17 protein-coding genes are annotated in these 21,941 nt (G+C 56.9%); 6 read left to right on the top strand and 11 right to left on the bottom strand.

Annotated features, from left to right (window positions below; translation table 11 throughout):
* Positions 1 to 73: 73 nt before the first annotated feature.
* Entirely contained in the window at positions 74 to 217 is a 144-nt protein-coding gene (locus tag U738_RS23390; RefSeq protein ID WP_172821685.1) for a hypothetical protein, read from the bottom strand.
* Between the two features lie 425 nt (positions 218 to 642).
* Between U738_RS23390 and U738_RS02135 the strand changes: the two genes are divergently transcribed.
* Complete coding sequence (locus U738_RS02135; protein WP_022519933.1) at positions 643 to 1,497, top strand: SDR family oxidoreductase; 855 nt, start codon at positions 643 to 645, stop codon at positions 1,495 to 1,497.
* 211 nt (positions 1,498 to 1,708) lie between these two features.
* Here U738_RS02135 and argA read toward each other — a convergent pair whose 3' ends face one another.
* The 3 genes from argA to U738_RS02120 all read right to left on the bottom strand — a co-directional run bounded on the left by argA (position 1,709) and on the right by U738_RS02120 (position 5,195).
* Positions 1,709 to 3,025, bottom strand: a complete 1,317-nt coding sequence (argA, locus tag U738_RS02130; RefSeq protein WP_035576849.1) for an amino-acid N-acetyltransferase — start codon at positions 3,023 to 3,025, stop codon at positions 1,709 to 1,711.
* Positions 3,026 to 3,235: 210 nt separating this feature from the next.
* The gene (locus U738_RS02125) at positions 3,236 to 4,504 is read right to left on the bottom strand and encodes an inorganic phosphate transporter (protein ID WP_035576847.1); all 1,269 of its coding nucleotides are present in this window, start codon (positions 4,502 to 4,504) and stop codon (positions 3,236 to 3,238) included.
* A 10-nt stretch (positions 4,505 to 4,514) separates the two neighbouring features.
* Positions 4,515 to 5,195, bottom strand: a complete 681-nt coding sequence (locus U738_RS02120; protein ID WP_035576845.1) for a TIGR00153 family protein — start codon at positions 5,193 to 5,195, stop codon at positions 4,515 to 4,517.
* Positions 5,196 to 5,332: 137 nt separating this feature from the next.
* Between U738_RS02120 and U738_RS02115 the strand changes: the two genes are divergently transcribed.
* Positions 5,333 to 6,232 carry a CYTH domain-containing protein gene (locus tag U738_RS02115; RefSeq protein WP_035576842.1) on the top strand — a complete coding sequence of 300 codons (900 nt, stop codon included), beginning with the start codon at positions 5,333 to 5,335 and terminating at the stop codon, positions 6,230 to 6,232.
* A gap of 52 nt (positions 6,233 to 6,284) precedes the next feature.
* The gene (locus tag U738_RS02110; RefSeq protein WP_035576840.1) at positions 6,285 to 7,193 is read left to right on the top strand and encodes an ion transporter; all 909 of its coding nucleotides are present in this window, start codon (positions 6,285 to 6,287) and stop codon (positions 7,191 to 7,193) included.
* A gap of 81 nt (positions 7,194 to 7,274) precedes the next feature.
* Here the strand turns inward: U738_RS02110 and U738_RS02105 are convergent, their stop codons facing one another.
* The 3 genes from U738_RS02105 to U738_RS02095 form a co-directional block, all read right to left on the bottom strand.
* Positions 7,275 to 8,051 (bottom strand): 5'-nucleotidase, lipoprotein e(P4) family, encoded by a 777-nt coding sequence (locus tag U738_RS02105; RefSeq protein WP_035576839.1) that lies wholly within the window; start codon positions 8,049 to 8,051, stop codon positions 7,275 to 7,277.
* Between the two features lie 187 nt (positions 8,052 to 8,238).
* Complete coding sequence (locus U738_RS02100) at positions 8,239 to 8,862, bottom strand: L-threonylcarbamoyladenylate synthase (protein ID WP_035576837.1); 624 nt, start codon at positions 8,860 to 8,862, stop codon at positions 8,239 to 8,241.
* A gap of 56 nt (positions 8,863 to 8,918) precedes the next feature.
* Positions 8,919 to 9,839 carry a PHP domain-containing protein gene (locus tag U738_RS02095; protein WP_035576835.1) on the bottom strand — a complete coding sequence of 307 codons (921 nt, stop codon included), beginning with the start codon at positions 9,837 to 9,839 and terminating at the stop codon, positions 8,919 to 8,921.
* Between the two features lie 144 nt (positions 9,840 to 9,983).
* Between U738_RS02095 and U738_RS02090 the strand changes: the two genes are divergently transcribed.
* On the top strand, positions 9,984 to 10,283 hold the full coding sequence (locus U738_RS02090; protein WP_035576833.1) for a YciI family protein: 300 nt from the start codon (positions 9,984 to 9,986) through the stop codon (positions 10,281 to 10,283).
* A gap of 158 nt (positions 10,284 to 10,441) precedes the next feature.
* Positions 10,442 to 12,466, top strand: a complete 2,025-nt coding sequence (mnmC, locus tag U738_RS02085) for a bifunctional tRNA (5-methylaminomethyl-2-thiouridine)(34)-methyltransferase MnmD/FAD-dependent 5-carboxymethylaminomethyl-2-thiouridine(34) oxidoreductase MnmC (RefSeq protein ID WP_035576831.1) — start codon at positions 10,442 to 10,444, stop codon at positions 12,464 to 12,466.
* A 9-nt stretch (positions 12,467 to 12,475) separates the two neighbouring features.
* On the opposite strand, the gene U738_RS02080 is transcribed toward mnmC, so the two are convergent.
* The 3 genes from U738_RS02080 to U738_RS02070 all read right to left on the bottom strand — a co-directional run bounded on the left by U738_RS02080 (position 12,476) and on the right by U738_RS02070 (position 16,681).
* Complete coding sequence (locus U738_RS02080) at positions 12,476 to 12,751, bottom strand: YheU family protein (RefSeq protein WP_035576829.1); 276 nt, start codon at positions 12,749 to 12,751, stop codon at positions 12,476 to 12,478.
* On the bottom strand, positions 12,751 to 14,784 hold the full coding sequence (gene ligA / locus U738_RS02075) for an NAD-dependent DNA ligase LigA (protein ID WP_035576827.1): 2,034 nt from the start codon (positions 14,782 to 14,784) through the stop codon (positions 12,751 to 12,753). Before ligA ends, U738_RS02080 begins: the two co-directional genes overlap by 1 nt.
* 142 nt (positions 14,785 to 14,926) lie before the next feature.
* Positions 14,927 to 16,681: a cell division protein ZipA C-terminal FtsZ-binding domain-containing protein gene (locus tag U738_RS02070; protein WP_235208625.1), complete on the bottom strand. Its 1,755-nt coding sequence runs from the start codon at positions 16,679 to 16,681 to the stop codon at positions 14,927 to 14,929.
* 84 nt (positions 16,682 to 16,765) lie between these two features.
* Here U738_RS02070 and U738_RS02065 point away from each other — a divergent pair, with 84 nt between their 5' ends.
* On the top strand, positions 16,766 to 17,710 hold the full coding sequence (locus U738_RS02065; protein ID WP_035576486.1) for an IS5 family transposase: 945 nt from the start codon (positions 16,766 to 16,768) through the stop codon (positions 17,708 to 17,710).
* A 712-nt stretch (positions 17,711 to 18,422) separates the two neighbouring features.
* On the opposite strand, the gene smc is transcribed toward U738_RS02065, so the two are convergent.
* Complete coding sequence (gene smc / locus U738_RS02060; protein WP_035576824.1) at positions 18,423 to 21,917, bottom strand: chromosome segregation protein SMC; 3,495 nt, start codon at positions 21,915 to 21,917, stop codon at positions 18,423 to 18,425.
* Positions 21,918 to 21,941 lie beyond the last annotated feature (24 nt).

The following is a 21,941-nucleotide window of genomic DNA, read 5'->3' as shown; positions in this document are numbered from 1 at the left end:
CGCTACTGAGAAGTAGCGCCTTTTTGTTTAGCGTTGGCCTAAACAATTCTGCATAGAAACAGTGTTGCATAGCTTATTTTTTGGAATCCTTACCTGACTTTTTATCGTCATCGGACTCCGGGTTTACATGATGGGTATCCGGCATCGGATTGGCCTCATCATGGTGGTCATCCTTCTCTTTAGGGGCTTTCTGGTCTTTATCGGGAACTTGAGTCATCGCTTCTTCCTTACCGTGGTGGGTGAGCGAAAGAGTGGGAGGCGTGCGTGGTGCCTCCTATCCCTGGCTGACTTAACTGTAGCCCTTCCCCTTCAACTTGCAATTCACCCTCATAAGCACACACGACATAACTGCAATTAAACAATATTTAAAACAAACACTTAAAAGAAGAAAATAGCTTTATAGCAGCTACATTAGCAATATTGATAGCTTCAATAACCTGCCACTATCATTTCTCTGGATGACCAGCCGCTTTATTGCTCAGCGTTCGCTTCCTGGTTTGCCGTTGTTACTACCTTGGTCTACGTTTACAGCGTGTAAGGTACTCGAGGATACGAGGGCCTGAACAGTGGTTAGTAAGTGATGTTTTACGATGACTAGCCGTATGTGCCAACCAAATTGTGCCAACAATGGAGTGACCGCACATGAGTGATCAACACCAACCACCCCAGCACCAGGATAAACAGCCTGGTGATGAACACGCCATGCGCCCAGAGCCCGAATACATTCGTGAAAGCTACCGGGGCGCCGATAAGTTACTGGACAAGGTCGCGATTATTACCGGTGGCGATAGCGGCATAGGGCGTTCAGTCGCCGTTCACTATGCCCGCGAAGGTGCCGACAGCGTGATCGTGCACCTTAAAGAAACCAAAGATGCGGAAGAGACCAAGCGGCTGGTGGAAGCCGAAGGCCGTCGCTGTTTGGTTTTGAAAGGCGATGTGGCAGCGCCAGCGTTTTGCCGTGAGATCGTTAAGCGCACCCTCGACCACTTCGGCAAGATCAATATCGTCATCAACAACGCCGCAGAGCAGTACGACTGGGACGATATTACCGAGATCCCCGATGATCAACTGCTGCGCACCTTCCAGACCAATATCTTCAGCCACTTCTATCTGAGCAAATCAGCCCTGCCGCATCTCAGCGAAGGCGACACCATTATTGCCACCTCATCGATCAATGCCTTTAAGGGCAACGATACGCTGATCGATTACACCGCCACCAAGGGCGCTATTCAGGGGCTGGTGCGCTCGCTGGCGATGTCGCTGATGGATCGTGGCATTCGCGTGAACGCCGTAGCGCCAGGGCCGGTATGGACCCCGCTGATTCCCGCCAGCTTTGAGGATGAGAAGGTGGCGTCGTTCGGCGGCCAGGTGCCCATGAAGCGTGCCGGGCAGCCAAGCGAAATGGGCCCTGCGTACGTCTATTTGGCCAGCGAGGAGTCCTCCTACATGAGTGGCCAAACCATGCACCTGAATGGCGGGGTTATCTTGAATACCTAAGGCATACAGCTAGAAATATAGGGGCAGCTTGGCTGCCCTTTCGCCAGCAACTTGCTGCCGCTCTAGATTCCCGCTCGGTAATATTTACAGCTCTCGATCTTTTCTAAAGGCTAAAAATTACCGATCGGGAATAATCGTTGGGTTTTATCCACTGATCCGCGTAAGCCTCTATCTACTATTACTTTTCTTGCTCATCGCCACTTACCAACCTCTACCCCGCCAACGCCTTCACCAGCACCTTCGATTTACGGGCGTGGTTGTAGGTTTCGCGCTTCAGTGGAGGCAGGTCTTCCAGGCTGGCGGCGCGAAAGCCGTGCTCTACAAACCAGTGGGCGGTATGGGTGGTGAGCACGAACATTTCTGTTAAGCCGCGCTGGCGGGCACGGCGTTCCATGGCTTCCACCAAGCGCTCGCCGCGCTCGCCGCCGCGGTAGCTGTCGTGCACTGCCACGCAGGCCAGCTCGGCAATGGTGGTATCCGTAAATACGTGCAGCGCCGCGCAACCAATCACCATGCCGTCGCGCTCAATGACCATGTAGTCATCAATCTCGTGTTCCAGGCGCTCACGGGAGCGTGCCACTAGCATCCCTCTCCGCTCCAGCGGTTCCAGCAGCTCCAACAGGCCCGCCACATCGTTAAGCGTGGCCGGGCGCAGTTGCTCGTAGCGGTGCTGGGTGATCATGGTGCCCACGCCGTCGCGGGTGAACAGTTCCCCCAGCAAGGCATCGTGGTTACGCCAGGAGAGCAAGTGCGTGCGCGCCACGCCTTCCCGTGCGGCGGTGCAGGCGGCCTGCAAATGGCGGGCGAGCTCGCTGCCTGGCACTGCGGCGCTTAAACGCGGCTCGGCTTCCGCTGGCGAAAGCTGACGCAGCAGCGCGCCCTGCTCATCTTCCAAGCCTTCGGATTCCCCCAGCAAAATCAGCTTGTCAGCTTTCAGCGCCACGGCGGCGTGTTGGGCCACTTCGGAAGCGTCTAAATCGAACACCTCACCGGTACTGGAGAACCCCAGTGGCGGCAGCAGCACCAGCGAGCCTTTTTCCAGCAGGCCTTCAATGGCGCTGGCACGCACCCGGCGCACTTCGCCGCTGTGGTCGAAATCCACCCCTTCGCGCACGCCTAGGGGCTTGGCGGTGACTAGATTTCCAGAGATGACGCTGAGCTCCACACCGTGCAGCGGTGTGCTGGGCAAGCCAAGAGAAAGCCGCGCTTCCAGCCATAGCCGCTGGTGAGCAGCTACCTGCTCCACATGGGCCATCACTGCGCGGTCGGCCACCCAGCGGCCATCGATGCGCGTGGGCTCTACGCCGGCAGCGGTTAGCGACTCGTGCACCTGGGGGCGAATGCCGAACACTACGACTAAGCGAACGCCCAGGGTATGCAGCAGGGCCAAATCCTGAATCAGTTGCTCCCCTCGGCCAGACGCCATGGCTTCGCCTTCAATTAAGATGACAAAGGTTCGTCCCCGGTGGGCATTAATGTAGGGGGATGCGTTACGAAACCAATCAACAAAGGGGAAGCGCGTATCCAAGGGCCGCTCTCCGGCAGCAGGTGAAAGAAAAATCAGACGTTTACCACATCTAATCAGGTTACTTTACCAGAGCACAAAAAACAGCGGCACCTTCTAATGCAAATCTGCTCAATCTAATGCAGATATACATGAAGATGCCGCTGTGATTTTATCGCTTAGGTCGTTCTTAATGCGTTCGAGCTTTGGCGTACTGCGCTTTTGCTAGCTTATTTATGAGCCGAACATGCCTTTGAACATAAAGAAGAACAGAATCGCGAGGCCCGCACCGGCAGGCAATGTGATCAACCAAGACGCCGCAATCGTACCAATAACCCGTAGGTTAAGGGCGGCCATGCCGCGCGCCAGACCAACGCCTAAAATCGCACCTACCAGTGTGTGCGTCGTGGAAATTGGCAAGCCGGTACCCGAGGCCAACACCACGGTAGTGGCCGCTGCCAAGGTAGCGGCAAAGCCACGGCTGGGGGTCAGCTCGGTAATCCCCGTGCCCACAGTGGCAATCACTTTATGACCATAGGTGACCAGACCCACCACGATACCGCCACCGCCGAGTACCAGCACCCACCAGGGCACCAGCGCGGAGCCGCCAATTTCGCCGCCGGTCTGTACCACGCTGATGACTGCCGCTAGCGGGCCTACCGCATTGGCCACATCGTTGGAGCCGTGGGCAAAGGCCATGGCACAAGCAGTGAAAATCATCAAAACGCCGAACACACGCTCAACGTTGGCATAGCCAAAATGATCATTGGCATTGTGTTCAAACTTGATACGCCGTTGCAAAATCAAGCCGATGCCCATAATCACCAGGCCCAGGAGGATCGACAGTAGCAGGCTCTGATTAAAGGTCAGATCCAGCCCCACGTGGGATAACCCTTTGGTCAGCGTGACCATCGCAACGATGAAACCTACCAGAAACACATAGCCAGGTACGTAGCGTTTGGCAGCTGTGAACGGGTTGGCGTCCTCGAATATCAAGTGGTGTACCGATTTAAACAGCACGAAACCGATGGTGCCTGCCAACAAGGGGGAGACCACCCAACTAGCGGCAATCGTGCCTACCGCGCCCCAGTCCACCGTGGCAGGGCCTAGCCCTGCGACCGCAAAGCCTACGATCGCGCCGACAATCGAGTGCGTCGTGGAAACCGGCCAACCTTTCATGGAAGCCACCAACAGCCATGTTCCCGCTGCCAGCAGTGCTGCCAGCATGCCGTAAACCAGCAATTGCGGGTCGTCCTGTAGCAGTTCGGGGTCGATGATACCTTTACGGATCGTATTGGTAACTTCACCACCGGCTAGCCAAGCACCCAGAAATTCAAAAATGACAGCAATCAGGATGGCTTGCTTGATGGTGATCGCTTTCGACCCCACCGAGGTTCCCATGGCGTTGGCTACGTCGTTCGCACCAACGCCCCATGCCATAAAGAAGCCAAACAAACAGGCCAAAATAATGAAGATTTCACCGTACTGGGCAATAATCAGCATGAAAGTCCCCTTAGCGGGCAGTCAGGATCTGCAGACGGCTACCTACGCGCTCGGCGCGATCGGATAGTTCGCCAACCCATTCAATGATCTTGTACAGAAAGATCACATCCACCGGCGGTAGCTGGCTCTCAAGCGCAAACAGCTGACGGCGAATGGTGATCTGTTGATCATCGGCTTGGTGTTCGAGGGTGTGCAGCTCACGGATCATCTTCTGCATCACGTCTGAGACGTTTTTGCCAAAGCCGGACTCCAGCAGGTCTTTCAACTCTTCTAGCGCTTGGCGTGCCTGGGCCACGCAGGCAACGCTGGTTTGGATATAAGCACGCATTGGCTCGGCCAACTCATCCGGCACGCGCATTTTACGCCCCAGCATAATGCCGGTAATGTCACGTACCTTATTGGCGATTTTGTCCTGCACGCTGATCAGATCGAGCAGGTCAGAGCGCGACACCGGTAGAAACATGGTGTTGGGCAGGTTCAACCGCAGCTCTGTTTTCAGCGTATCGGCGTCGTGCTCTAAGCGGGTGACGTTTTCGCGCAGTTCTGCCGCTTTGTCCCAGTCATCAGCTAGGGTTGCTTCAAAAAACGGCAACAGCTGATCGGCGCACTCATTGGCCTTGACGATATGCGCCAATAACGGCTGGAATGGCGAGCGGCCGAACATCGAAGAAAAAGGGTTGGAGGTAACCATAATGCCTTTTAGCCTGTTTTCGGGGAGCCTGGAAATGGCGGCGCCAGTATAAAGAGTGCGCCCGTCGCCGTCATGAAAAGTTCACAAATGTAATCAAATATTCATCTAAATGTCACGATAACGAGGTGGCTAGCGTCATGAAAAGCCCAACCCCCATGGAAGTGGAACTTAAACTGGCCCTTGCCCCGACTGGGCCTGCGGCGCTTACTCAACACCCGTATCTCGCTTCACACGCCGCGCGTAAACAAACGCTGACCAATACCTACTTTGATACCCCCCAGGGCGATTTGGCCAAGGCACGTATTGCGCTACGCCTACGCCAGGTAGACGGCCAGGTGCTGCAAACGGTAAAAACCGCAGGCCAGGGCGGCGGCGGGCTCTCGCAACGCGAAGAGTGGGAGTGGCAGGTGGCTGGCCCGCAGCTGGACCTCACCTCGCTTGCCGCGCTGCCCCCTTTTCAAGGTGAGCTCAGCGGTGTACTTGATGCCCTCGCCCCCCAGCTCAGCACTGATTTCACACGGCGTAGCTGGCAGCTAAAAGAGGGCGCACAAGGTCAGCAGAGTCATATTGAATTGGTGTTGGATGAAGGTGAGATTATTTGCGGCGGCTACCGCACGCCAATTCGCGAGGCAGAGCTCGAATTAAAAGGCGGCGAGCCGGAAGCGTTGTGGGCGCTGGCGCTTAAGCTTGCCGAACAAGTACCGCTTCGGCCTTCGGATAGCAGCAAGGCGTCCCGTGGCAATGCCCTTAGCACCCAACACTGGCCGCTACCCGAAGCGCACTCTCCGGCGGAGTGGCTGCACCGCGCCACGCTGGCGCTGGACGCCTATCACGACAGCCAGCAGGCCAGCTTTCTTAGCGACGCCCAGCAGGCGTTGATCGCCCTCGCCGACCATCCCGCGCTGGACACTACTGCGCGCAGCTATGCCCAGGCGCTTCCCAGCGCGCTTGATAAGCATGGCCAGCCCAATACGGCCTACGGTAAAGCGGCGTTGGCACTCGCCCATCGCTTGGCGTACCAAACCGCGCTACGCTAGCGGTTTAGCGCTCTATTTAGAACGGCATTGAGGCCCACTTCAGGATGATGCAATGAATTTAAACTTAACCCCTGGCGCGGAAGGCCTACGCACCCGTCTGTTTCACATTATTTTTGAGTCTGACACGCCGGGCGCAAAAGCCTTTGATATCGCCTTAATCGTGGCGATTCTGTTAAGCGTTGCGGTCATTCTGCTGGGCAGCATTGAGATTTATGCGGAGCGCTACGGGCATATATTTTTCTACGTTGAATGGATATTTACGCTGCTGTTCAGCCTTGAGCTAATTGTGCGCATTTACTGCCTTGAGCGCCCGCTGCTGTATTTAAAGAGCTTTTATGGGATCGTCGACTTAATCGCCGTATTGCCTACCTGGCTGGTATTGCTAGTACCGGGCGCCCACGGTCTGGTCATTGTTCGCTTGCTGCGAGTGCTGCGGATTTTTCGAATTTTGCGTCTCATGGAGTTTGTCGGCGAAGCCAGCCTGCTCATGGATGCCCTCAAACGCAGCATGCGTCAAATACTGCTGTTTTTCTCGGCAATTTTTATGGTGGTCACGCTATTCGCCGCGCTGATGTACACCATTGAATCACCGGAGGCAGGCTTCACCAGCATTCCGATGTCGATGTACTGGGCCATCGTTAGCATGACGACGGTCGGCTACGGCGATATCGTGCCCGCCACCGCGTTAGGCAAAGCCATCACCATGATTCTGATGTTGCTCGGCTACTCGATTATCGCCGTGCCCACAGGGGTATTCTCCGCTCAGGTAATCCGCTCGATTCGTGAGGATCGTTACTCAGAGGAAGCCTGCCCCGGCTGTGGTCATGACCGCCATGACAAGCGCGCCCGCTACTGCCTGCGCTGCGGCACTTGGCTGGACGAAGACAGCGAAGACCCGCGCAAGAAAGATGCCGACAAAAAAGACGACCAGGAAGACAAAAACGCGCCCCAGGACAGCTAAACTAGGTTGCTAAACCAAGTGTAGCTAAGCCGGGGGCGCGTGGTGTTCATTTAATACGGGAGGGAGTGGTTATCTCACCGATCACTCCACTTCGTGAGGGGCATCCCAGGGGTCTAGCTCGGCCTCGCTCCAGGCGCCATAGGTCGCATTGGGGAACACAATCCAGTCCTTGCCAAACCGCTCGGCATTCTCCTCAACGAGCGCGTGCTGCTGATACAGGTCGGCACCAGCGAACTCACCCGCGAAATCGTGTAGCGAGTCGCCTAGCTGCATTACCAGGGTGTGGTTATCCACCACCTCTGCGCGGCGCTCCGCCTTAGCAGGCCCCAGCAACATCACGCTCTGTTCCGAGACTTGGGGCAGCTCTAGCGCTTCCAAGGTGGCGATCGTATCGGCCTCGTTCTCCTGGTAGCGGTCAGAGACGTAAAAAATGGCTACGCCCTGCTCATCCGCGTAATCCAGGAACGCTTTAGCCCCCGGCATTAAACGCGGCTCGCCTTCACGCTCCCAATGCTTCCAAGTATCCCAGGTGGTGTAGTCGTGGCATGCCTGCATATCGCGAACCAACAGCGGGCTATTATCCAGCACCGTTTCATCCAGGTCGGTAATGATCGCCAAGTCGTCACTGCCGCCATGCGCCTCAATCTGATCTTCAAGCCGGTAGGTGGCGAGGGCAAACCCCTGACGCTGCAGAGCAGCCGCTTCTGCAGACTGCTGCTGATAGCGTAGGCCCATTGCATAAGCTTCCTGGGCACACATTTCTGCGTCATCACTATTTGCATGGCTGGTCAGTGGTAACGCGGTAAGGCTGGCTAACACTGCAAGGCTACATAGGCGAGAGGTAAAAGGCATCGTCATTAAATGATCTCCTGAGATAGGCGATCTCAAAAAGACGAGGCGACTCCTCGCCTTAAAGGATCACGATTTATTATCGAAAAGAACCGTTAGGATCATATTTTATTTTCATTGAACATTCAAATAATGAAAAATAGGCAAATTCCCTGCTCATTAAAGCTAAAAGCAGGGATTGCTCTGAAAAGTGTTCTTAGACGACGAAAGGAGAAATATCGCCGCGTCCTTCACGGATGATTTTCGGCGGCAGTTCGCGCAGGTCGATGACGCTGGTGGGGTCTAAGTGGCAGGCGCCGCCGTCGATAATGGCGTCCAGGTGGGCACCAAAACGTTCGCGGATCTCTTCCGGGTCGTTCATGGGCAGGTCATCGCCTACCGGGATCAGCGTGACGCTCATCAGTGGCTCACCCAGTGCGGCCAGCAGCGCGTGGGTAATGCGGTGATCCGGCACACGCACACCAATTGAGCGGCGCTTGGGGTGCAGTAATAGGCGCGGCACCTCGGATGTGGCATCCAGAATATACGTGTAAGGCCCTGGGGTATGTGCCTTCAGCAACCGGAACACATCGTTATCCACCTTGGCGTAGGTGCCGATTTCCGAGAGGTCGGAGCACACCAGGGTGAAGTTGTGTTTATCGTCCAGCGAACGTATCCATTTTATCTTCTCAATGGCTTTCTTCTCACCCAGATGGCACCCAAGGGCGTAGCCCGAATCAGTGGGGTAAGCCACCACACCGCCTTTACGAATGATCGCAATCGCCTGATCGATGAGGCGTTTTTGAGGGTTTTCCGGGTGAATCTGAAAATATTGACTCATTACTTACTCCTATCCGTAGGCATTATTCATACAGCATAGCTTAAGCGCTAAGCGAATCATCCCGCTTCCAGCCTACCTGGCGGAGCATCGCGCAGGTGAACCAGCCGGGGGTGCTGCCATATGGGTGGCGCCGCAGTGCGTGGCACCAGGCTCATGCTGCCGGGGGCTGCGTGGCTGCCGGGAAAGTGAAAATCGCTGCCCATGGACGCATACAGTTCGCGCTCCACTAGCTGACGCGCCAGGTCGCGGGTGCTATCCGGGTTCTGCTGGCCACTGACCAGTTCAACCGCTTGCCCGCCTGCCGCCTGGAAAGTATCCATCAACAGGCCCCGTTTGCGCCGGGTTAAGCCGTGGCGAAGTGGGTGGGCAATCACGGCCACACCGCCGGAATCGACAATCCAGCCCACCGCTTCGCTGATTTCCGGCCAGTGGGCTTTAACATCGCCCTTTTTGCCGCTGCCCAAATAGCGCTTGAAGGCGCTGGCCCAATCGGGCACCACGCCTTCCGCCACCAGCGCGCGGGCAAAGTCGGGGCGGCCTAAAGGGCGGTCACTGCCTGCGTGCAGGCGGGCTTTTTCCAGCGCGTTAGGTAAACCGACTTTTTCCAACCTTTCAGCGATGACTTCAGCGCGCTGAATGCGCGCTTCACGCTGCTGAATCAGACCTTCTACCATTGCCCCCTGCAGGCCGCCAGGCATTAGCGCCACCACGTGGATATTGACTCCCTGCCAGCGTGTGGATAACTCACAGCCGGGGATAAGGCATAGCCCTGCTTGCTTCGCCGCGTGGCCCGCTTCTTCAATGCCGTCCATGGTATCGTGGTCGGTGAGCGACATGTGCGTCAGCCCGCGCTCAAAGCACAGTGTCACCAGCTCGGTGGGCGATAGCGCACCATCGGAAGCGGTGGAGTGCATGTGCAAATCAACCGGGTAGCGCTGATCGGCATCAAAGGTATAAGGAAGTCGAGGCATAAGCATGACGCCGTGTGGCCAGTTTGTCAGAATGCGCTTTTCAGCTGTGAATAAAGCCTTCGCAATGGGTAAGATATGGTGCGCGCTTATGCCAGTGCGGTCAATTAGCGGTCACTTTGCATCCTCGTTTAATCAAGGAGTTAACCCCAAATGCTGTATGCCATTATGAGTGAAGATGTCCCCAATAGCTTAGAGCGTCGCTTGTCCGCTCGGCCCGACCATTTGGCGCGCCTGGAAGCGCTGCGCGATGAAGGCCGCATGGTACTGGCAGGCCCCCACCCCGCCATCGACGCAGAAAACCCCGGCGATGCGGGCTTTTCCGGCAGCTTGGTGGTGGCGGAATTTGCCAGCCTGGAAGACGCCAAGGCGTGGGCCGATGCCGACCCATACATGATTGCGGGGGTGTATGCCAAGGTAATTGTTAAGCCGTTCAAGAAAGTTTTGCCTTGACCCCAGTAGGCGAGTGTGGAGGGTTCGTCGGCTTTTTCACAGAGCCTGTGGAAAACTCTGTGCAAACCCGGCGGACGCTTTGCGCTAAGCCAGAGATAACGCCAGCGCCGACAAATTGATCATTTTTTAACCACCTGTTCATCAATACGGATAACCGCGTGACCCAACGTTCAAACGCTTTGCCCCCGCTGGCGGCATTAACCACGCCCATGCTTACCTGGAACGAGGGAGCCCCCCACGCAACAGCGTTTGATGATATCTATTTCACCCGCGGCGATGGGCGCGCGGAGACCGAGCATGTGTTCCTGGGCGCCAACCACCTTCCCGAGCGCTTTGCCGCCTGGGAAGCCGCGCGGCCCTTTGTGATTGGCGAAACCGGCTTTGGCACCGGGCTTAATATGCTCTGCGCCTGGGCCTGTTTCGAACAACACGCGCCCCCCAGTGCCCGATTGCATCTGTTATCCACAGAGAAGTTTCCCCTTGAGCTTAGCGCCCTTGAACAAGCACTAGCGAGCTGGCCCTCCCTTGCCACTTATGCACAGGCGCTTTGCGCCCAGTGGCCCGCTGCCGTTAGCGGTATTCATCGCCTGCACTTAACCAAGCGCGTCACCCTGGATCTGCATTTCGGCGATACTACCGAGCGTCTGGAGCAGCTGGATGGCCAAGTCGACGCCTGGTTTTTAGACGGTTTTGCGCCGTCTAAAAACCCCGATATGTGGCAGCCTGAACTGTTTAGCGCCATGGCCGCCCGTTCGCGCCCCGGTGCTACTTTCGCCACCTTTACCTGTGCAGGCATCGTTAAGCGGGGCTTGAAAGCGGCGGGCTTTAAATGGAAGAAAGTGCCGGGCTATGGCCGCAAGCGCGAGATGCTTGCGGGCAGTATTGAGTCGCCGCCAGCAGATATCCGCCGCCAAACAACGCCCTGGTTTACGCCGCCGCCTTTAGCCTCAGTCAAGCACGTTGTCGTCGTCGGCGCCGGGCTGGCTGGCAGCAGTGTGGCAGCAGCGCTGGCGCGACGGGGAGTGAAGGTAACCGTGGTAGAGCTCGAAGCCCCCGGCGCGGGCGGCTCGGGTAATCGCCAGGGCGCGCTGTATGTAAAGCTGGCTGCTGAGACCAATCAGCAAAGCCGGGTTTATCTCGCTGGGCTGCTGTATAGCCAGCGCTGGCTTTCGCAGCAGCTATTCACGCAGGCATTATCCACAGCTCCCTTATGGCAGCCCTGTGGCGTGGTGCAGTTGGCGAGTAGCGATAAAGAGGCGCGCCGCCAGCAGCGTTTTATTGAGCTGCATCCACTGCCCGGCGAGGTTGTCACCGCCATGGAAAACCCGGCGCTATCCAAGACGGCGGCCATGGCCATTGACGCCCCTCACGGGCTTTATTATCCACAGGCGGGCTGGGTGAGGCCCAAGGCGCTGTGTGAGCATTTACTTCAGCAGCCAGGCATTACTCTTCTACAAGGCGACGTTAACGCCCTGACCCAGCTAGAGGACGGCTGGCAGCTTAACTTGGCCGATGGCAGCACGGTCGAAGCGGATCAGGTGGTGATTGCCAGCGCCCATTTGGCTAACCGCTTTGCGCAAACGGCGGAGTTGCCACTGCAGTCGGTGCGCGGTCAGATTAGTGAATTACGGCTACCCGATGAAGTAGCAGGCCCTAAGCGGGTGGTGTGTGCCGGGGGTTATGTGGCACCTGCACTAGAGGGCGTGCTGACCTTCGGCGCCAGCTTTGTGCCCAATAACGCGACGACTGATGTGACGGTTGACGACCATCAGCGCAATATCGATGAGCTACGCCAAACGCTGCCCGCGTTGGTGGAGGAGTTGGCACAGGCAGGCATTGAGCTAACGCCGGAACAGCTTCAAGGCCGCGCGGCGGTGCGGGCGGCAAGCCCCGACAAAACCCCTTACGCGGGGCCGGTGCCGGTGGCAGCAGCATGGCGCGCTGACTATGCATTACTCAGCAAAGATGCCACCCGGGTGGCGGATACGCCAGGTGAGCACTACCCGGGCCTGTGGATATCCACCGCCCATGGCTCGCGGGGATTAGCCAGCGCGCCACTTTGCGCCGAGGTGATCGCCTCACGAATATGCGATGAGCCAATGCCGCTAGAAGCGCCGCTGGTGGATCATCTTCACCCAGGGCGGCGGATTATTAGCGCGATTATTCGTGGTGGGAACGCTTAGAAAAAAGGCTTAGATATCGCCCTCTTCCTCGTCGTCGGCGATATCGCGGCCAAAAGAACGCCACTGGGCCAGGGTCATCACTTCGGTCATTTCCAGCTCAAGGTCATGGGCGATGATCAGCTCATTGCGCTCTAGCTGCTTTTTAAGCTCGACTACCCAGCCGTGCATGCCCTCGCCCGTGGTATCGGTAGTGTCGTAGCCCTGACGGGTCACAAACGCCTCTAGCAGGGCATTGAGGGTATCCGGTGGCAGCATTCTGGCGGGTACTTCAATAAAACGGCTCATTAGCGCTGCTCCCACTCTGCCAAACGTTCAATAAAGGTAGCTTCGTCGACGACTTCCACGCCCATCTGTTCGGCTTTGGTCAGTTTACTGCCCACCGCTTCGCCAGCAACCAAACAGGTGGTCTTTTTCGATACGCTGCCTGCCACCTTAGCACCCAGCGCCTGCAGCCGCGCCTTACCTTCATCGCGGGTCATGCTCTCCAGCGAGCCGGTGAGCACCCAGGTCTGGCCTTCCAGTGGCGTTGGGCCCTGGGTGACTTCCGCTTCTTGCCAGGTAATGCCTGCGTCAATCAGCGCGGCAATGGTTTGCTGATTGTGGGGCTGACGAAAGAAGGTATGCACATGGGCGGCAACAATCGGGCCGACATCGTTAACCGCTTCCAGCGCTTCCAACTCAGCGGCTTGAATGGCGTCTAGGGTACCAAAGTGATTGGCCAGGTTGGCCGCTGTGGCCTCGCCTACTTCACGAATTCCTAACGCATAAATAAACCGCGCCAAGGTGGTCGACTTAGCGGTTTCAAGCGCGTTGACCAAGTTAGTGGCGGACTTCTCGCCCATACGCGGCAGGCTTTGCAACTGCTCGACGGTTAAGTGGAACAGCGCCGCGGGGGTTTCCACCCAGTCCAAATCGACCAACTGCACGATCAACTTTTCGCCCAGGCCGTCAATATCCAGCGCTTTACGGCTGGCGAAGTGCTTTAGCGCCTCTTTGCGCTGCGCCGCGCAATAAAGACCGCCGGAACAGCGCGCCACCGCTTCGCCTTCAAGGCGCTCGATATCCGAACCGCACACGGGGCAGTGTTCGGGAAAAACAATCGCCCTTGCATCCGCTGGGCGCAGCTCGGTATGGACACTCACCACTTGGGGAATTACATCACCGGCCCGGCGAATCGAGACCGTATCACCAATCATTACGTCTAAGCGCTTAATCTCATCAGCGTTGTGCAGCGTGGCGTTAGAAACCGTCACACCGGCCACGGTGACTGGTTCAAGTCGCGCCACGGGAGTAATCGCCCCGGTGCGGCCAACCTGAAATTCCACATCGTTCAGGGTGGTGACCTCTTCCTGAGCCGGATACTTGAACGCCACCGCCCAGCGTGGCGCGCGGGCAACAAAGCCAAGTTCACGCTGGTGGCGCAGGTCATTCACCTTGATCACCACGCCATCGATATCGAACCCTAGACCGTCGCGCTTCTCGCCTAACTGCTCGCAGTAGTCAGCAACGGCTTGGGGGCCTTTGACGACTTTAAGCTCTGAACTGGCACGAAAGCCTAGCGTGGCTAACCGCTTCATTAATTCACTGTGAGTCGCATCGCCCAGATCCGGCTCCAAGCGCGCAGCCTGGTAGGCGTGAAACTCTAGCGGACGTTTAGCGGTGATGCGCGGGTCTAGCTGACGCAGGCTGCCCGCCGCCGCGTTGCGCGGGTTGGCAAATACCTTACTGTCCTCTTGCCGGGCACGCTCGTTCAGGGCTTCAAAACCCGCATGGCGCATAATCACCTCGCCCCGCACTTCGAGCAGCGCAGGCACGTTTTTGCCCAGCAGCTTTAACGGTACCGAGCGCAGCGTGCGCAGGTTAGAGGTAATACCTTCCCCGGTACGGCCATCGCCTCTCGTTGCCCCGCTTACCAGTACGCCCTGTTCGTAGACTAGCGAGACGGCTGCGCCATCCAATTTTGGCTCGCAGGTAAACTCAACGTCGTCTGCGGCGCATTCAAGGCGCTCGGCAACTCGCTCGGCAAAGGCGTGGATATCGTCACGGCTAAAGGCATTATCCAGCGACAGCATGGGGATCGCATGGGCTACCGAGGGAAAGCCATCCGCGGGGGCAGCGCCAACGCGCTGGGTTGGCGAGTCAGGCGTGACCCGTTCTGGATGTTCGCTCTCCAACTGCTGCAAGCGCTGAAATTTGCGATCGTAGTCGGCATCTGTGAGCGTCGGTTCATCGAGCACGTAGTAACGGTAGTTGGCCTCGTCCAGGGCGGCCCGCAGTTGGGTAATCTCTTCCAGCGGTTGTGAATCAGACTGACTCATTTGAATGGGTTCCAGACTCGCAGCAAAAGTGCAAAAATTTGAAAATACAAAATGTGCTGCGTATTGAACAGAAACACCCGCCTTCTGGCAAGAAGGCGGGTGTTACGCAGCAACTGATGCTTCGTCGGTTAATGGTCGCCGTTTAGCGCGCTTGCATCTGACGATGCAGTCTATGGCGGCGCTCAAACTCACGCACCCGCTGACGGGCGAATTCGATTGTTTGCGCGGTCATTACGCTGCGGTTTTCGTCTTTCAACTCACCGCCCATATGGCGTACCACGACCATGGCGGTTTCCACCATCGCCTCAAAGGCGACTGAGCTATCAACAGCGCCGGGCAGCGGCATCAGCAGCGTGATACCGGGGGTCATAAACTCACCCATCTCTTCGATGGGGAAAGTGCCCGGTTTCACCACGTTCACCATCGAGAACTGCAGTTCGCTGTCATCGCTCTCGGTTTCAAAGCGGTGGAAAACGCCCATCGCACGACTGTAGCGCAACCCGCATACCATCATCAGGTCGAGCAGTTTGGTGCCGTCGAAACCTTCCGGGTCTCTGGAGAGAACGCTAATCACCACGACTTCTTCTGCGTTGGTCAGCGTTTCTTTGGCATGTTCACCATTTACGTCGTGACGTAAGGCTTTTTCTAACGTTGGGTGAACACGGACTCTCTCATTGACCTCACGTTCGTCGATAGCGTGGCTGTCATCAGCGGCGAAACGCTCGTCGGAATTATGTGCAAAGTTATCCTCGTGGGCAGCATACTCGCTGCTTGCGTAGCGACGCTCTTCTTCGTCAGCGACACGCTGCTGGGCGGCGAGCCTTTCTGCGGCGGCCGCATTGGCCGCGGCTTCTTCTTCACGAGCTTGCGCCTGCTCTTGAGCAAGGCGCGCACGCTCTGCGTCAGCGGCTTCTTTGGCTTCACGCCGTTGCTCTGCTTCCAGCGCTTTGCGCCCAGCCTTCTGCTGCGCCAAGGCTTTATCACGCACTGCTTTTTCGGCTTTTTTGCGCTGTTTCTCTTTACGCCGCGCAATCAAACGACGCTTTAGTGAGCGCCCCATGCCTTCAAAGTCGACTAAGCGATACTCATCAACTTCATCATCGTCTAACTCATCTTCTTCGCCTGCTGTGTCAGAACGCAACTGACGCCGCTTAGGCGAGTGCTCATTGGCATGCTTGGCAAATACGGCGTCTTCTGGCTCCGCCCTCAGTACCGGCTCTTGCTCAGACTCTGATGCATGTTCTGGTTCGGAGCGATGCGTTGTCGCCATTTCAGTATCTGCTTCGCTGGCAGACAGCGAGATGGCGTCAGAAGCGGCGGGTTGAGTCGCTTCAACTTCAGTTTTAACAACATCAGTTTTAGCCGCTTCAGTTTCAGCCGCCGCTGCACTGGGCGTCGCAGCAGCGTATGCAGGCTGCTGAGGTGCAGCCGCCTTGTCATGAGACATTTCAGCGGGCGAAGAGTCGGTCATTGAGATACTTGGCTCGCGGCGCTCCTGTTCTGACGCCTGCGTAGTAACCGGCCGTTCTGCTTTAACCGCTACACTGGGCGATGGCTGCGCAATTGATGCCGCTTTATCTAGTTTGTCTGCCTTATCTGCTTTGCGCTTGGCCGCTTTAGCAGAGGCTGAACGTCTAAACTCGGAAAGCACTCTGGAAGGCCCAGGATGCTCTTGACGTTCTAACTTTGGTTTATTACCTAAGCCACTATAGTCTGCCGGTTTAACAACTCGAGCACCGCCATTAGGAAGTTCCCAATTGATCTCCGCGGCTTTAGCAGCCTCATCGGGATCATCTAACGAACTGCCGGAAAGGTCTCTCTCCGCCTGATCTAGACGGGGTACACGTCGCTGACGTTGAAGCCTTCGCGCACCGTCAATAACGATGAGCGATACCAACGCCAGACCTAAGGAGGCTCTGAAAAAGTCTCTGCCTTCAGCGATAATACGAACATCGTCAACTGCATAGGGTTCAGTGCTGCCATGGATCAGATCACCTTCTCCGAAGCCGAGTACCAGAACAAAAAGCGAAAGACTCGCCGCGAACTCTTTCTGGAGCGGATGGACAAGCTGATCCCCTGGACGCAGCTGGAGAAGAAGGTAGCCCGTTATTACCCCAAGGGCGAGAGCGGGCGGCCTCCGTATCCATTGTCTGCCATGCTTCGAGTTCACTGTATGCAGTTGTTCTACAACTTGAGCGATCCGTCAATGGAAGATGCTCTCTACGAGATCGAGTCCATGAGGCATTTCGCCGGTTTGAAGCTAGACCGATTGCCGGACGAAACGACGATTCTCAAGTTTCGTCATTTTCTAGAACGACACAGCCTTGGCAAGGTGCTGTTCCAGGAAGTGAACAAACACCTGACGAAAAACGGCCTAATGTTGCGCGAAGGCAGCATTGTTGATGCCACTATCATTTCTGCGCCTAGTTCTACCAAAAACAAACATGGCAAGCGCGATCCGGAGATGCACCAGACTAAAAAAGGTGGCTCCTGGCACTTTGGTATGAAAATGCACATAGGTGTCGACGACAAACTTGGGTTGATTCACAGCATCGACACCACGGCTGCTAATGTGCATGACATTGTGCCTGCCGATAAGCTGCTTCACGGTGAAGAGCAGCGCGTCTTCGGTGATGCCGGTTACCTGGGCATTCAAAAGCGAGACGAGCTCCATCACCGCTGCGACGTCTCTTGGTATATTGCCAGACGGCCTGGCACGCGAAAGAAGTTGGATGCCAAGCAACAGAAAGTCGAAAAGATCAAAGCCAGCATCCGAGCCAAGGTGGAGCACCCTTTTCGGTACATCAAGCAAGTCTTTGGTTATGGCAAGGTTCGCTATCGTGGTCTTGCTAAAAACACCCAGCGCCTGCACCTGCTGGCGGCGTTCAGCAACCTGCTGATCAGTGAAAAATACCTGTGGGAATAGGGCTATTGCGCCCGTTTTCCGCTTAATGAGCGGTTAACGGGCAAAAAATGCACAAAGAACGGGAAAATAGTGCCTAAATTTGCAATTTTTTATCAGCTCAAGTGAGCGTTGACGAATATCGGTAATTATTCAGACCTTCCCTAATATGATTAGCCACTCTCTTAGTTCCATGTCGAACGTTCCATGGTCGTCTTGCCGTTTGCTAAGGCACTGGGTCTAAAAAGGCATGCCTGAATTTGGATAACTGTAACTGCTATTTAATAAGTACTTGTCACCAAGCATAGCGCGATTATGGTGAAAATGGCCAATTTTTGCTGCATTTAACGCGATTTTCACGCCTTGCCAAAATTCTGACACTGTTTAAGCCAAAGAAATCCGACCTTAACTTCAAACAAAAGTGCCACGATCATTAGATCTAACATCTATGATTAGCTTTATAAAGGAATCCTAGATGCAAGAAAAGCCGTTTTGACAACCGCCTCATCCACCAGAGTATATTCCCTCTATAAGCCGTTTAACCATCTCGCCCGCGCTATTGATAGGGGTAATATAGTTAAGTTGAACGCTTTAGGACATTTTTTTACGCATTTAGCCAACAAAAGATTACCCACTTGGCGTTTGTCTCTCCCACTCTGTCGCTCGAAATACACTCTTCAGCGCTTACTCAGAATACTTCCACAGCTTTGCTTGGCGAGTTTGGGAGAGTGTGAGTTTAATCAACCAACGCCGCGGCTTCTTCAATACCCACGGAAACCATGCGCGAAACGCCGGGCTCCTGCATGGTGACCCCCATCAGGCGCTCGGCGGCTTCCATGGCAATTTTGTTGTGGGTGATGTAAATAAACTGAACGTTTTCAGACATCTCCTTCACCAGCCTAGCGTAACGCCCTACGTTGGCGTCATCCAGTGGGGCGTCAACTTCGTCCAGCATACAGAACGGCGCGGGGTTAAGCTGAAAGATCGCAAATACCAGCGACAGCGCGGTCAGCGCCTTCTCGCCACCCGAGAGCAGATGAATGGTGCTGTTCTTCTTACCCGGTGGGCGGGCCATAATTGCCACGCCGGTTTCCAATAGATCATCGCCGGTCAACGTCAGCCATGCCGCACCGCCGCCAAACACCCGGGGAAACAGAGCTTGCAGCCCGGCATTGACCTGATCAAAGGTTTCCCGGAAGCGCACACGAGTTTCTTGGTCAATGCGCTTAATCGCCCGCTCGAGGGTTTCCAGCGCCTCAGTAAGCTCAGCGTGCTGCGCTTCCAGATAGTTACGCCGCTTGGCTTGCTGGTCATACTCCTCAATGGCGGCCAGGTTGATCGCCCCCAAACGGCGAATTTTATCCGTGGTGCTTTCCAGACGTTCTTGCCAACGGGTTTCAGTGGCCTCCTGAGGCAGCTGTTCGGCAAGGGTTTCGACGTTATGGCCTAGTTCAGCCAGCTGCTCATCCTGGGTGGTCGCTTTAAGTGCCAGCGCCTGCACATCCATTCGCCGCTGCTGCAGTTGCTCGCGGCTCTGTTCCAGGTTGCGCTCGTGCTGTTGGCGGGCAAGTTCATCACTGCGCAGCTGCTCTGCCAGCCCCTGAGCCTGCTGCTTAGTGGCGTTTAAGCGCCCCTCCTGCTGCTCGCGCTGGTGAAGCAGCTCTTCGAGCTCTTCTCCCGCCAGTTCATCGGGCTCGATCAACATTTCCCGCGACTCTTCCAGCTCGGCAATACGCAGTGATAGACGCTCTTCAGAGTCGCTGGAGCGCGCCTGCTGGGAGCGCAGGCTATCGCGCTCGGCACTCAAACGTTCGCGCTCAAGGGCTAACGCCTGCTGCTGTGCTTTGAGTGGGGCATGCTGCTGAGTAAGTTGCTCTCGCGCCTCGCGCTGCCGGTTGCGCTGCTCGGCGCTGGCTTCCCGCGCTTGCGCTGCGCTTTCCAGCTGTTCCATCGCCACGTCCCAGCGGGCGCGTTGCTCGTCGATGGTAAGCGCTAACTCTGCTTCATCCTCTTGCAACTGGGCAAGCTCAGCATCAAGTTCAGTGGCACGACTCTCTAGATGTTCCAGGCGCTGAGCCAGGCTGCGCTCTTTGACCGCCAACTGCTGCAGGGTGGCGGCGTGGGAACGCTCCTGTTCGGCCTGCTGCTCACGGGCCTGCTCCAGCGTTGCAATCGTCTCGTTGGCCGCCTCACACTGCTCCTCTGCCAACGCCAGCGCTTGTTCTTCACTTTCGCGCTGGGCGGTCAGCTCGGCGTAGCGGCGACGGGTTAGCAGCAGCCCATCGATACCTTCGCCGTTGGCCTGCTGGTTCAGCCAGCCGCGACCCAGCCAAACCCCATCCTGACTCACCACGCTTTCACCTGGGGCCAGGTGCGCTACCTGCTGCTCCGCCTCTTCGGCGGTTTGCGTATAGTGAATACTTGCTAACCATTCACCCAGCGCGCCTGCGCCTTTGACTAAACTGGCTAAGCGCTGCCCGGACGTTGAGGCAACAGGTGCCGTTTGATCAATCAACCGCCAGTCCGTGGCTAAGGCCTCGGGCAAAGCGGCCAATTGCTCGCGCGACACCAGGCGGGCATTCAGCCAGGGCGCCAGCAGCCAGGACACCAGCGTTTCCCAGCCGGGCTCCACCTGCAGCACTTCCCCCAGCTGGGGCGCATCCGCCAAGCCATGCGCTTCTAATGTGGTGCCAATGGCAGGGTCATGATCCGCCAAGGCGGCGTCTATTAACGCTTGCAGCGAGGCCAGTTCCCCCTGACGCTGGCTGAGCTCAGCACGCTGATGGTCGCGCGCTTGATTGGCCTGCTGGTAGGCCGCTTTGGCATCGCCGTAGCGCTGCTGCCACTCATCGCGCTGGGTTTGAAACCCTTCTGCCTGCTGCTGGGCATCGGCTAACTGCGCCTCACACACGGCGTGTTCTTCGCGTAGCGCGGTAAGGTCGGCGACCTCGCTGCGCTGCTGGCGGCGGCGCTGATTTTCCGCCTGCAAGCGCGCAATACGTTGTTCAAGGTCGCGTAGTTGATCCTGGCTGCGATCCGCATCGCGGCTGGCATCTCGCCAGCGCGTTTCGGCATCGGCCCACTGCTGTTCAGCGGCTTCTAGCGCGGGGGTTGCGTCGGCTAGCGCCTGTTCCAGGCTTTCAAGCTGCTCTTCCAGCGCTTCGTGTTCGGGGAGCAGGTCGTCAAAGCGCTCGTCAATGGCGGCTAAACGCGTCTGGTCGCCTTCGCTGACCCGGCGCTGCTCGTCCAGCTCACGCCGCGCCGTGGCGATGTCGCTGGCCAGCTGGGTTTCGCGGCTGCGGCGGTGGGCCTGATCCTGCTCTAAACGCGCAATCCGGGTGGTGGTTTCAAAGAACTGCTGCTGGTGGCGGTCAAGCACTTCCGAAAGTTCGTCGTGCTGCTCGCGAGCTTGTTCCAGCCGGGTTTCGCACTGGCGTACGCCGAAGACATCTTTTTCAACGGCTATTTCCAGTTCACGGACGCGGCTCTCCTGCTGGGACTGCTCCGCCCGCAAAGTGCGACCACGCAATAGCGCAAGCTCGCCCTTGAGCCGATACTCCTGCTCCTTTAGGTCTTGATAGCGCTTGGCGGCTTCGGCCTGACGTTTTAGACGCTCTAGCTGCTTATCCAACTCTTCGCGAATATCGTCCAGACGCTCCAGGTTTTCCTGGGTGCGCCGCATGCGGTTTTCGGTTTCCCGGCGGCGCTCTTTGTATTTGGAGATCCCCGCGGCTTCTTCCAGCGTCGAGCGCAAGTCGTCGGGGCGCGCTTCAATCAGCCGCGAAATCATCCCCTGGCCGATAATCGCGTAGGAGCGCGGGCCCAGGCCGGTGCCCATAAACAGGTCGGCGATATCCCGGCGGCGGCACTTCTGGCCGTTAAAGAAGTAGTTGGATTGCCCATCACGGGTGACCAGGCGCCTTACGGCAATTTCCGCATACTGGGCGTAAACGCCGCCCATGCCACCGTCGCGATTGTCGAATTTGAGTTCTATAGAGGCTTGGCTGATGGGCTTACGGCCGGTGGAGCCGTTAAAGATAACGTCGGCCATGGATTCGCCGCGCAGGGTTTTGGCGGAGGACTCCCCCATGACCCAGCGCACGGCGTCAATAATATTGGATTTACCGCAGCCGTTGGGGCCCACGATGGCGGTCATATTGCCATCGAAGGGCACCGTGACAGGGTCCACAAAGGACTTGAACCCGACTAAGCGAATCGACGTTAAGCGCATACCGAGGCGACGTTCCCGTTGCGG

The sequence above is a fragment of the Halomonas sp. TG39a genome (genome assembly GCF_000744395.1).
Lineage (GTDB): Bacteria > Pseudomonadota > Gammaproteobacteria > Pseudomonadales > Halomonadaceae > Vreelandella > Vreelandella ventosae_B.
The sequence above is the reverse complement of the archived record's forward strand: the minus strand, read 5'-3'. Positions and strand labels throughout refer to the sequence as shown.

Bases quoted from the DNA above. Each gene is read 5' to 3' on its own strand.
- U738_RS23390 (WP_172821685.1), bottom strand. From the start codon at position 217: ATGACTCAAGTTCCCGATAAAGACCAGAAAGCCCCTAAAGAGAAGGAT.
- U738_RS02065 (WP_035576486.1), top strand. From the start codon at position 16,766: ATGGATCAGATCACCTTCTCCGAAGCCGAGTACCAGAACAAAAAGCGA.
- smc (WP_035576824.1), bottom strand. From the start codon at position 21,917: ATGCGCTTAACGTCGATTCGCTTAGTCGGGTTCAAGTCCTTTGTGGAC.
- U738_RS02115 (WP_035576842.1), top strand. From the start codon at position 5,333: ATGAAAAGCCCAACCCCCATGGAAGTGGAACTTAAACTGGCCCTTGCC.
- U738_RS02100 (WP_035576837.1), bottom strand. From the start codon at position 8,862: ATGAGTCAATATTTTCAGATTCACCCGGAAAACCCTCAAAAACGCCTC.
- U738_RS02080 (WP_035576829.1), bottom strand. From the start codon at position 12,751: ATGAGCCGTTTTATTGAAGTACCCGCCAGAATGCTGCCACCGGATACC.
- ligA (WP_035576827.1), bottom strand. From the start codon at position 14,784: ATGAGTCAGTCTGATTCACAACCGCTGGAAGAGATTACCCAACTGCGG.
- U738_RS02105 (WP_035576839.1), bottom strand. From the start codon at position 8,051: ATGACGATGCCTTTTACCTCTCGCCTATGTAGCCTTGCAGTGTTAGCC.
- U738_RS02125 (WP_035576847.1), bottom strand. From the start codon at position 4,504: ATGCTGATTATTGCCCAGTACGGTGAAATCTTCATTATTTTGGCCTGT.
- U738_RS02120 (WP_035576845.1), bottom strand. From the start codon at position 5,195: ATGGTTACCTCCAACCCTTTTTCTTCGATGTTCGGCCGCTCGCCATTC.
- U738_RS02110 (WP_035576840.1), top strand. From the start codon at position 6,285: ATGAATTTAAACTTAACCCCTGGCGCGGAAGGCCTACGCACCCGTCTG.
- U738_RS02095 (WP_035576835.1), bottom strand. From the start codon at position 9,839: ATGCTTATGCCTCGACTTCCTTATACCTTTGATGCCGATCAGCGCTAC.
- U738_RS02135 (WP_022519933.1), top strand. From the start codon at position 643: ATGAGTGATCAACACCAACCACCCCAGCACCAGGATAAACAGCCTGGT.
- U738_RS02090 (WP_035576833.1), top strand. From the start codon at position 9,984: ATGCTGTATGCCATTATGAGTGAAGATGTCCCCAATAGCTTAGAGCGT.